This is a genomic window from Candidatus Pantoea carbekii (assembly GCF_000971765.1).
Taxonomy (GTDB): domain Bacteria; phylum Pseudomonadota; class Gammaproteobacteria; order Enterobacterales; family Enterobacteriaceae; genus Pantoea_A; species Pantoea_A carbekii.
Genome location: NZ_CP010907.1, coordinates 234,557 through 246,596 on the forward strand (window position 1 = coordinate 234,557; position 12,040 = coordinate 246,596).

The 12,040-nt window shown below is 33.3% G+C and carries 9 protein-coding genes; all 9 read left to right on the forward strand.

Annotated features, from left to right (window positions below):
* Positions 1-1,095 precede the first annotated feature (1,095 nt).
* Positions 1,096-1,665: a UbiX family flavin prenyltransferase gene (locus BMSBPS_RS00825; protein ID WP_022564530.1), complete on the forward strand. Its 570-nt coding sequence runs from the start codon at positions 1,096-1,098 to the stop codon at positions 1,663-1,665.
* 1,091 nt (positions 1,666-2,756) lie between these two features.
* Positions 2,757-3,167 (forward strand): NADH-quinone oxidoreductase subunit A, encoded by a 411-nt coding sequence (locus tag BMSBPS_RS00830; RefSeq protein WP_022564531.1) that lies wholly within the window; start codon positions 2,757-2,759, stop codon positions 3,165-3,167.
* A gap of 88 nt (positions 3,168-3,255) precedes the next feature.
* Positions 3,256-3,918 (forward strand): NADH-quinone oxidoreductase subunit B, encoded by a 663-nt coding sequence (locus tag BMSBPS_RS00835; RefSeq protein WP_407638111.1) that lies wholly within the window; start codon positions 3,256-3,258, stop codon positions 3,916-3,918.
* A 102-nt stretch (positions 3,919-4,020) separates the two neighbouring features.
* Entirely contained in the window at positions 4,021-5,823 is a 1,803-nt protein-coding gene (gene nuoC / locus BMSBPS_RS00840) for an NADH-quinone oxidoreductase subunit C/D (RefSeq protein ID WP_022564533.1), read from the forward strand.
* Between the two features lie 3 nt (positions 5,824-5,826).
* Positions 5,827-6,342 (forward strand): NADH-quinone oxidoreductase subunit NuoE, encoded by a 516-nt coding sequence (nuoE, locus tag BMSBPS_RS00845; RefSeq protein WP_022564534.1) that lies wholly within the window; start codon positions 5,827-5,829, stop codon positions 6,340-6,342.
* Positions 6,339-7,673 carry an NADH-quinone oxidoreductase subunit NuoF gene (nuoF, locus tag BMSBPS_RS00850; protein ID WP_022564535.1) on the forward strand — a complete coding sequence of 445 codons (1,335 nt, stop codon included), beginning with the start codon at positions 6,339-6,341 and terminating at the stop codon, positions 7,671-7,673. The genes nuoE and nuoF overlap by 4 nt, the downstream gene beginning before the upstream one ends.
* 109 nt (positions 7,674-7,782) lie before the next feature.
* Positions 7,783-10,509 carry an NADH-quinone oxidoreductase subunit NuoG gene (gene nuoG, locus BMSBPS_RS00855; protein WP_044170007.1) on the forward strand — a complete coding sequence of 909 codons (2,727 nt, stop codon included), beginning with the start codon at positions 7,783-7,785 and terminating at the stop codon, positions 10,507-10,509.
* On the forward strand, positions 10,506-11,474 hold the full coding sequence (gene nuoH, locus BMSBPS_RS00860) for an NADH-quinone oxidoreductase subunit NuoH (protein WP_022564537.1): 969 nt from the start codon (positions 10,506-10,508) through the stop codon (positions 11,472-11,474). The genes nuoG and nuoH overlap by 4 nt, the downstream gene beginning before the upstream one ends.
* 21 nt (positions 11,475-11,495) lie before the next feature.
* Positions 11,496-12,038: an NADH-quinone oxidoreductase subunit NuoI gene (gene nuoI, locus BMSBPS_RS00865; protein WP_022564538.1), complete on the forward strand. Its 543-nt coding sequence runs from the start codon at positions 11,496-11,498 to the stop codon at positions 12,036-12,038.
* The last annotated feature ends 2 nt before the right edge of the window (positions 12,039-12,040 follow it).

Consider the following 12,040-nt stretch of genomic DNA (forward strand, 5'->3'; position numbering starts at 1 on the left):
ACTATTATCGCATGATAATAGTCTAAGTAATGTGCTTATGTTGCAAGATATTTACTTTCTATGTGCTTGCTGAAATATTCGAAATACTTCAAATTCCAATGTTATTCTAAATATCTTTACTCAAAAACTGAAAGATTTTTATCATTATTAAGATATTAATAGCAAAAAGATATCATTGATTGCAGAAATACATTAAAAATGAATATAGTGATTCGATAACAGTGATAATTATTGAAGGCATGGCATAGTGCTTATCATCTCTTCTTAATTATATCGCTCTGTTACTGCTTAGTAAATGAAACGTACAATCAATTAAAAAGCGCCAGAACATATGGTATATGTGTTATTGTGTTTTAGGACGGCCATTTAAGTGGCAAATTTCTTAATACAGTGTTTGATGAATAGGCATATATATATCAGATATGCCCATTATAAAATGTTAATTTAATAAAAATAATACATGTTTTTTTGATATATCTATCTTAATGATCTTATTCATTCATCCATAAGGTTATTGTCTATAGTATATATGTATCTACAATTGTTCAGTTGAGTATAAATTTACTCTTAAATAAAAAAAGTTTAGATTTATTGATTTATTACTGTTTCGACAATATTTATCGATATGGCATTAAAAATTGTATTTCTTTTTAAGAAACCTTACCAAGTAGAGATTTAGTTAAAAATTTATGTAAGCTTACATTCGCGACAATATATAGTTTGTATCAGTTAAATACTTACTGAACTATAGTACGAACAGCTGGCATTGCTGTAAATAATTTTATCTTGATTAATTTTAATGGACTTATCTTTCACTACATATAAATGATTCCATTGAAAAAATAATAAATACACACCATCTAAACATAAATAGTTTGAACATTTAGTATACGACGATGTATATCTACATTAGAATCTAAATCAACTATATATTGAATATTTGCTATCATAATAGTAAGCATAAAATAACAGATTATGTTATAACTTACATTATCATATTATTTTAAGTTTATTTTACATTCGTTATTACTTTTTTGATTTTTCTTCAAGTAAAATTCAAAATTTTCACCCATAAAATGGGTAAATATATAAAAAATGAAAAGACTTATTATTGGTATTTCTGGAGCAAGTGGCGCTATTTATGGTGTACGTCTACTACAAATGCTTCAAACACTCAAAGAGATAGAAACACATTTAGTTATAAGCTCTTCAGCATGTCAGACATTAGAATTAGAAACAAATTATGATTTATATGAAGTACAGGCACTTGCTAATGTATTGCATGATATACATAATATTGCTGCTAATATTTCTTCTGGTTCTTTTAAAACATTAGGAATGGCAATTGTACCCTGTTCAATAAAAACACTTTCGAGTATTGTAAATAGTTATAGTGACAATATATTAACACGTGCTGCCGACGTAGTACTAAAAGAAAAACGTAAACTGGTACTATGTGTACGTGAAACACCTTTACATGTTGGTCATTTACGGATCATGACAAAAGCTGCGGAACTTGGTGCCATTATATTACCTCCAGTACCGGCATTTTATCATCGTCCAAAAACCATCAAAGATTTAATGGACCAAACGCTAAACCGTGTCATTGATCAGTTTGATATTGAGCTTCCTCAAGATTTTTTTACGCGATGGAATGGATTATAGCTGAACATAGAAACCTTTTACTTTTAGGAAAACTAATAAGATAGTCAATATAACTAAAAGATTATTTGACTTAAAATTTTTAATCAATTGTATAGTGAATACTTGCTAACTATTTTGGAAAAAAATAGACTAATATATCAATAACTATAAAAATTTTGCACTCAATCTATCTATACATAGATCTTTGTTTTTAAAAATGACTTAATTTTTAAAGTTAATTAATGTGTGTCATATAGTTTATTAAGAACAGACTTTATTCATTAAGCATAAATTAAATTATATTTTTATATATATGAATAATATTTAGAGTAAATTCATTACTAGTATATATAAAATATGCTGAAAATATTGTCGCTGTATTAGCAATATTTAATTCGTTAATGTTAGTGCATCTAACACGCAGTATTCACATACAAAAAAGCATGATGTTTATATTGTATAAAACATAATATAAACATCTATCTGGTAACATTATCTTAGCTGTTGTGCATCTAGAGCGCTTATTTTATAAAATGTGACTAATTTTTTAGCACTTAGATACTAAGCGCTCCTACTATAAACAGTATTTTAACAAGATGCGGTAATAACACTCTACTACTTTTAAATTTAGCTAAATATTATTCATGTATTCTTAATTTAAATGTAAATATATATCAATATTGTATATTAAAAATATATAATTCTTTATATTGATTACAATCATGAATATAAATTTCGATACTGTAGTCATATTTTTTTAAAATAAAAAAGTAACGTATTAAATTTAATAACTTTTGATATGCTATAGTTTAGTAGGCATTCTTCTTAAGAACTTAAATTTCATTGAAACAAAAGATATTCTAACTGATTAAACTTTAATAAGTTAAATGGTTCATAATTATTTTGAATAGATTTTTAATCTATCAGCTACACTGATATTAACACGACCATAATATTTACAATAATTTAATAAAAAATTAAATCTTTAACCATCTAAGATCAAGATATGATAAGGGTTTAGTTGATTTATTTTACATGACAGTAGAATACTTACAATTACCCTTTAATATATAATATTATTAATTCAATTACTTATTAATTAAGTAGATAATATGTCAAAAAATACAGAACTGATCATTCAAAATTGGGCATTTATTAGTTTTATTGTAGGTTCATTTAGTCTATGTATATTTATGTTAATAGCCGGATGGTTATTAGGGGGACGAGCAACTGGACGGTATAAAAATACTCCATTTGAGTCAGGCATAAAGTCACTCGGTGATACTCACATTCGATTTTCCGCAAAATTTTATTTAGTTGCCATGTTTTTTGTTATCTTTGACGTTGAAACTCTTTTTTTATATGCATGGGCAATTTCTATCAGAGAAATTGGATGGACAGGTTTTTTCGAAGGTTTAATTTTTATTTTAGTATTATTAGCCAGCTTAGTATATTTAGTGCGTATCGGTGCATTAAATTGGACACCGGTGCGTCGTTATATACCTATTATCAAAATAAGATAGGTTAATCATTGTGATTAAATGTACATTAATATTAATATATATAATAACCTAATAAAGGTACATAAACATGGACTATACGCTAACATATATGAAAAAAAATAAGAATGACAGCAATAAATATTCTTTTGAAAAAAAAAAGATGCCCGATAATTCTATTCAGGATTCTCCCCTAAATAAACATAATATTTATATGAACAAACTCGAAAATGTTTTACATAGTATAGTAAATTGGGGGCGTAAGAATTCCTTATGGCCCTACAATTTTGGCCTTTCTTGCTGTTATGTTGAAATGACTACATCATTTACATCTATACATGATGTTGCACGTTTTGGTTCAGAAGTAATGCGTGCTTCTCCTCGTCAAGCAGATTTCATGGTAATTGCAGGTACGCCATTTATAAAAATGGCACCAGTTATTAAACGTTTATATGATCAAATGCTAGAACCTAAATGGGTGATTTCAATGGGATCTTGTGCTAACTCAGGTGGTATGTATGACATTTATTCAGTAGTACAGGGTGTAGATAAATTTCTGCCAGTAGATGTGTATATTCCAGGATGTCCACCTCGTCCTGAAGCATATATTCAAGCTCTTTTACTGCTGCGTGAATCTATTAGTCAAGAACGTCGTCCACTATCATGGATAGTAGGCGATCAAGGTATTTACCATGCTAATATGCAGTCTGAACGCCAAAAAAAACATGCCAAACGTATTTCCGTTACAAATTTAAGAAATCCGAATGAAGTTTAAACTCTTGTCTTAAATAGAGAGAATGATATTTGCATAGAAATTTAATGTATATAAATACAATATGTTATGTTGTTTTGACACCCTTGTAATGGTGAGTAATTTATGACGGATTTAACCACTCAAAATTTTATTCAATCTTCATTGAAACAAAATAAAAATCATCAAGATGGTGCCTTGATTGCTGAGCTATATAATCATTTTGGAGTAAGTGTCTTTAGAATCCAATCTACTTGTACGGGAATTTTGAATATATGGGTACAACGGGAACAATTTTTAGAAGTTATTAAATTTCTACGTCATTTACCAAAACCTTATCTGATGCTCTATGACTTGCATGGTATAGATGAACGTTTACGTATTCATCGTACTGGATTACCTCCAGCGGATTTTTCAGTCTTCTGTCATTTATTATCAATTAAGGGTAATTGCGATATTATTCTTAAAGTAGCATTATTTGAAAATGATCTTACTATGCCTACCATAACAAAAATTTTTGCTAATGCTAATTGGTATGAACGCGAAACTTGGGAAATGTTTGGAATTATTTTTAATGGTCATCCTCATCTCACACGTCTTATAATGCCACAGACATGGAAAGGCCATCCATTGCGCAAAGATTATCCAGCACGCGCAACAGAGTTTGATCCTTTTACATTAAGTAAGCAAAAAGAAGATTTAGAAATGGAATCGCTAAGTTTCAAACCAGAAGATTGGGGTATGAAACCTGGAAATAAAAATGAAGACTTCATATTTCTTAATCTTGGCCCTAATCATCCTTCAGCCCATGGTGCTTTCCGCATTATTTTACAATTAAATGGTGAAGAGATTATCGATTGTGTACCAGATATTGGTTATCATCATCGTGGTGCTGAAAAAATGGGAGAACGTCAAACATGGCACAGCTATATTCCTTACACTGATCGTATTGAATATCTTGGTGGCTGTATAAATGAAATGCCTTATTTACTAGCTGTTGAAAAAATGGCAGGTATTACAGTTCCAGATCGTGTAAAAGTAATTCGCATTATGTTATCTGAACTATTCCGTATCAATAGCCACTTACTTTATATTTCTACTTTTATTCAAGATGTTGGTTGCATGACACCAGTATTTCTTGCTTTTACTGATCGCCAAAAAATTTACGATGTAGTTGAGGCAATTACGGGTTTTCGTATGCATCCTGCATGGTTTCGAATTGGTGGTGTTGCGCACGATTTACCAAATGGATGGGAGACTTTATTGCGTAAATTTCTTGATTGGATACCAAAACGATTAAAAGAATACGATAAAGTTGCATTGCGTAATACTATCCTAATCAATCGTTCAAAAGGAGTAGCAGCATACAATATGGAAGAAGCAATAGCATGGGGTACAACAGGTGCAGGATTGCGTGCAACTGGTTTAGATTTTGATGTACGAAAATGGCGTCCATATTCTGGTTATGAGAATTTTGATTTTGAAGTGCCAATAGGAGACGGTATTAGTGATGCATATACGCGCGTCAAACTAAAAATGGAAGAAATTTGGCAATCACTGCGCATTTTAGAACAATGCATGAAAAACATGCCAGAAGGTCCATTTAAAGCAGATCACCCATTAACTACACCACCACCTAAAGAACGTACTTTGCAACATATTGAAACTTTGATCACTCATTTTTTACAAGTATCATGGGGACCGATTATACCAGCCAATGAAGCTTTTCAGATGATTGAAGCAACGAAAGGCATTAACAGTTATTATTTAATAAGTGACGGAAATACTACTAGTTACCGTACTCGTGTACGTACTCCAAGCTTTTCGCATTTACAACAGATTCCATCAGTAATCCGTGGTAGTTTAGTTTCAGATTTAATCGTATATCTTGGTAGTATCGATTTTGTTATGTCAGATGTGGATCGTTAAATTATGAATTTTCAAAAAATTGATATCCAATTAGTCGATAACGATAATTCTTTTAGCTTAACCGAAACAGAATGCAAAGCCATTGAAAATGAAAAAAAGCATTATGAAAATTCACGAGCTGCTTCAATCGGAGCTTTAAAAATTGTTCAAAAGCAGCATGGTTGGGTATCTGATAGTGCTATCCAAGCTATTAGCGATATTTTAGGTATTCCTGCTAGCGATGTAGAAGGTGTAGCAACTTTTTACAGCCAAATTTATCGTATGCCAATAGGCCGTCATCTTATTCGTTATTGCGATAGTGTAGTATGCTACATTATGGGATATAAGTGCATACAGGCAACTTTAGAAAAAAATCTAAATATCAAATCAGGTCACAGTACGCCAGATGGCCGTTTTACGTTACTTCCTACCTGCTGTTTAGGTAATTGTGATAAAGGTCCTACGATGATGATCAATGAAAAAACTTACATTCATTTAACACCGAAATTTATTGTCGACTTGCTGGAGCAATGTGAATGAAGACTAAAAATATCATTCCTACTCCAGAAACACATCCATTAACCTGGCGTTTACGTTCGGATAAACAACCTATATGGATAAATGAATATCGTAGTAAAAATGGATATGTCGGTGCTGAAAAAGTACTTAAAGGAATGATACCTAAACAAGTTATTGCTGCGGTAAAAGATTCTGGTCTTAAAGGGCGTGGAGGTGCAGGTTTTTCTACTGGCTTAAAGTGGAGTTTAATGCCGCAACATGAATCCTTGAATATTCGTTATTTATTATGTAATGCTGATGAAATGGAACCTGGTACATATAAAGATCGTTTCTTGATGGAGGCAATACCACATCAATTAATAGAAGGTATGTTAATTGCTGCTTTTGCTCTTCGATCCTGCTGTGGTTACATTTTTCTGCGAGGTGAGTACATTGAAGCAGCATTTAGTCTTCAGCGTGCTATTGATGAAGCTATGATGGCAGGTTTATTGGGTAATAATATTTTTGGTACTGATTTTAATTTTCAATTATTTATTCATACAGGTGCTGGTCGTTATATTTGCGGTGAAGAAACTGCATTAATTAATTCATTGGAAGGTCGTCGTGCAAATCCACGTTCTAAACCACCATTTCCTGCTATTTCTGGCTTATGGGGAAAACCGACCTGTGTCAATAACGTTGAAACCTTATCGAATCTTCCAGCAATTTTTCTAAATGGCGTTGATTGGTATAAAAATCTTTCTAAGAGTGATGATAAAGGCACTAAAATGATGGGTTTTTCAGGACGCGTTAAAAAACCTGGAATTTGGGAACTTCCCTTTGGAATTACAGCACGTGAAATTATAGAAGATTATGCTGGAGGTATGTGTAACGGATTCAAGTTTAAAACTTGGCAACCTGGCGGTGCAGGAACAGACTTTTTACTTGAAAAGCACCTTGATTTACCTATGGAATTTACAAGCATGAGTAAAGCTGGTAGCCGTTTAGGTACTGCAATGGCAATGGCAGTAGATCATCAAATAAACATGGTATCGTTAGTGCTTAATCTAGAAGAATTTTTTGCTCGTGAATCTTGTGGCTGGTGTACTCCATGTCGTGAAGGTCTATCATGGATTGTCAAAATTCTTCGTGCATTAGAACAAAATAAAGGACAATTAGGTGATATTGAAACTCTACAACAACTTTGTTCTCAGCTAAGCTTAGGTAAAACTTTCTGTGCACTTGCTCCGGGTGCTATTGAGCCATTACAAAGTGCCATTAAATATTTTCGTGAAGAGTTCGAAGCCGGTATTATTCCACAAAAAGTATTTAAAAATACTCTTTCTATTATTGGGATACAACCTAATTTTTAAAAAAGTAAAATTTAGAATACATGGATCGCAATGTCACTTAGTTTGAAAGGACAGCGTATTTAACGCTTGTCATATAATATGAGATAAGCTTGATGGAAATATGTTTAATATGGCTACAATCTACATAGACGGTAAAGAATATGATGTAAATGGCAAGGATAACCTTTTACAAGCATGTTTATCTCTTGGTTTGGATATTCCTTATTTTTGTTGGCATCCTGCTTTAGGAAGTGTAGGTGCTTGTAGACAGTGTGCGGTAAAAAAATTTAAAAATATTGAAGATACCAATGGTTATCTTGTTATGTCTTGTATGACACCAGTATCAGATCATACTGTAATTTCTATTAACGATAGTGAAGCAAAAGAGTTTCGTAAAAATGTAATAGAATTGTTAATGATCAATCATCCTCATGACTGTCCTGTATGTGAAGAAGGAGGTAGCTGTCATTTACAAGACATGACTATAATGGCAGGTCACAGATCACGCCGCTATCGTTTTACAAAACGTACTCATTATAATCAAAATATTGGTCCGTTTATTTCTCATGAAATGAATCGTTGTATTACCTGTTACCGTTGTATACGATACTATCAGGATTATGCAGATGGCAAAGACTTTGGGGTTTACGGTGCAAATAATAATATCTATTTTGGTCGAGTTGTAGAAGGTACGTTGGAAAACGAATTTTCTGGTAACTTAGTTGAAGTATGTCCAACTGGTGTGTTTACTGATAAAACACATTCTCTGCGTTATAATCGAAAATGGGATATGCAGTTTGCACCAAGTATTTGCCAACAGTGCAGTGTAGGTTGTAACACTAGTCCTGGTGAACGCTATGGTGAAATTCACCGTATTGAGAATCGTTATAACGGTAGTGTCAACCATTATTTTCTTTGTGATCGTGGTCGATTCGGTTACGGATACGTTAACCGAAGAGATCGGCCACGTTATCCTGAACAATTACGCGGTAGAGACCGTATTATTTTGAATGCAGAACAAGCAATTAATGCTGCAGCAGATATTTGTAGACATGCTAAAAGAGTAATTGGTATTGGTTCTGCCCGCGCTAGTATTGAGAGTAATTTCGCGTTGCGCACTTTAGTAGGTGCAGAAAACTTTTCAACTGGTATTGCAACCAATGAACAATTATGCCTTGAATTAATGATAAAAATTCTGCGGGAAAGTGGTATTTATACACCCTCATTAAGAGAAATGGAAAATTATGATACAGTGTTAGTATTGGGAGAAGATCTTACTCAAGTTGCTGCACGTGTAGCACTTTCTATACGTCAAGCAGTAAAAGGTAAAGCTCGCGCGATGGCATATGAACAAGAAATCGCTCACTGGCAGGCTGCAGCAGTGCTTAATATTGGTCAAAAGGCTAAATATCCATTATTTACTACTAATGTGGATAAAACTTGCTTAGACGATATAGCAACATGGAGTTACTATGCATCCGTTGAAGATCAAGCACGTTTTGGTTTTGCTATTGCTCATGCTCTAGATAAAACTGCACCAGCAGTAACTAACTTTGATAATAATTTGTATAAACCATTAAAGATTATTGTAGAAGCATTAATTAATTCAAAAAAACCCTTAATTATTTCTGGTACACATTCGGGTAGTTGCGCGATAATCGAAGCATCAGCCAACATAGCTAAAGCACTTAAAGCACGTGATTCAAATGTAGGTATTACACTATTAGCATCAGATGCTAATAGTGTTGGTTTAGGTATGATGGGCGGTTTATCTTTAGAGATTGCATTAGAACAAGTTATTACACAAAAAGATAATGCTCTTATTATCTTAGAGAATGATCTTTATCGTTGTATACCTAAAATTACTGTAAATGCTGCTCTACAAAATACAACAAACATAATAGTACTTGATCATCAACGTACCAGTACTTTAGAAAAGGCAGGTCTAGTATTTTCTGCAGCTAGTTTTGCCGAAAGTGACGGTACTATAATCAGTCATGAAGGCCGTGCTCAACGATTTTTCCAAGTTTACGATCCAATGTATTACGATAATAGTGTTGTAATGTTAGAAAGCTGGCGATGGTTACATTCTCTACACAGCATGTTAGAAAATCGTCAGATTGATTGGACATCACTTGATTATGTGATTGATGATGTAATTCTTTCTTTACCACAATTTAAAGGTATTAAGGACGCTGCTCCAAACGCTAGCTTTCGCATCTCTGGTCAAAAATTAGCACGTTTACCTCATCGCGCAAGTGGTCGTACTTCTATGCGATCTAGCATCAATGTGCATGAACCACGTCAGCCAGAAGATAAAGATACTATGTTTGCTTTTTCTATGGAAGGCAATAACCAGCCCAGTGCAATGTGTTCTCACATTCCTTTTGCTTGGGCACCAGGTTGGAATTCCGTGCAGTCATGGAATAAATGCCAAGCTGAAGTAGGTGGAAAGTTACGTCATGGCGATCCAGGAGTACGTCTATTTAATGCAGTTAAGGCTTCATTACCTTGGTTTACAACTATTCCAGACAGTTTTTGTCAGTCAAAAAATATATGGCGTGTGGTACCTTATTATCAGTTATTTGGAAGTGAAGAAATGAGTCAACGTTCTCTAATATTTCAACAGCGCATATCACCTGCAATGTTAGTAATTAATCCAATAGATGCAAAGAAATGGAATCTACAGAATGGCTCAAGAGCTGAATTAGTGTGTGCTGGTGAAACGTTGAACATAACAGTGCGTTTTTCTACATTTTTGCAAAATGGTTTGATAGGTTTACCGCTTGGTATACCCGGCGTACCTCTTTTTCTCTTAGGTGCTCAAATCAATAAACTGCAGGAGTTAAAAAAATGAGATGGATTGCGACAGATATCAACAATTTATTGATTCATACATCTAAAGCAATGTTCATCTTAATAATGATTATAGCTTGTGGCGCTTTTATGAGTTTTGCTGAACGTCGTCTACTTGCTTTATGGCAAAATCGCTATGGACCCAATCGTGTAGGTTGGTGTGGTTCATTGCAATTACTAGCTGATATGATAAAAATTTTATTTAAAGAAGATTGGATTCCACCGTTTTCTGACCGTTTTATTTTTACTTTAGCACCTGTAATTGCCTTCGTATGTTTACTGCTGGTTTTTGCTATCATTCCTATTTCCCCTACGTGGATAGTAATAAATTTAAATATTGGTATACTATTTTTTTTAATGATGACTAGTCTTGCAGTATATGCAATTTTATTAGCTGGTTGGGCAAGCAATAATAAATATTCTTTATTAGGTGCAATGAGAGCTTCAGTACAAACGTTAAGTTATGAACTTTTCATTGGTTTATCATTGATGGGTGTAGTCGCTCAAGCTGGTTCATTTAATTTAAATTTAATCATTGAAAGTCAAACACATATATGGAATGTTGTTCCTCAATTTTTCGGGTTTTTAGCTTTTTGTATTGCAGGTGTTGCAGTATGTCATCGCCATCCATTTGATCAACCCGAAGCTGAACAAGAACTAGCTGATGGTTATCATATTGAATACGCGGGTATGAAATTTGGTTTGTTCTTTATAGGTGAATATATATCAATTATTAGTGTATCAGCCATGATCGTAACATTGTTTTTTGGTGGTTGGAAAGGTCCATTACTTCCTCCATTTCTCTGGTTCATGATAAAAACGATTTTTTTTATCCTTATATTTATCTTGGTTCGCGCTTCGCTTCCGCGGCCACGTTATGATCAGGTGCTGTCGTTTGGGTGGAAAGTTTGTTTCCCTTTAACGCTATTAAATCTTATAATAACTGCGCTAGTAATTCTTATATAACTGGTATTAAGGCATTTTTAAATGAATTTAAAAGATATTTTACTGGGTTTTTATACAACTTTGCGTAGTATTTGGATGGTAGGTATGCATGCTTTTTCTAAACGTGAAACACAAATGTATCCAGAAGAGCCAGTTTATTTACCACCGCGTTATCGAGGTCGTGTCGTATTAACTCGTGACATAGAAGGTAAAGAACGCTGCGTAGCTTGTAATCTTTGTGCAGTTGCATGTCCGGTAAGTTGTATTTCATTGCAAAAAGCCGAAACGCAAGACGGACGTTGGTATCCGGAATTTTTTCGTATCAATTTTTCACGTTGTATCTTCTGCGGTATGTGCGAAGAAGCCTGTCCAACTACCGCAATTCAACTAATTCCAGATTTTGAATTAGGTGAATTTAAACGTCAAAATTTGGTATACGAAAAAGAAGATTTACTAATTCAAGGACAAGGTAAATATCCGAAGTATGATTTTTATCATATAACAGGCCTGGCAATTGACGGAAAGGAGAAAGGTGCAGCAAAAAATGAGGATAAACCACTTAACGTAAAGAACTTATTACCTTAGGA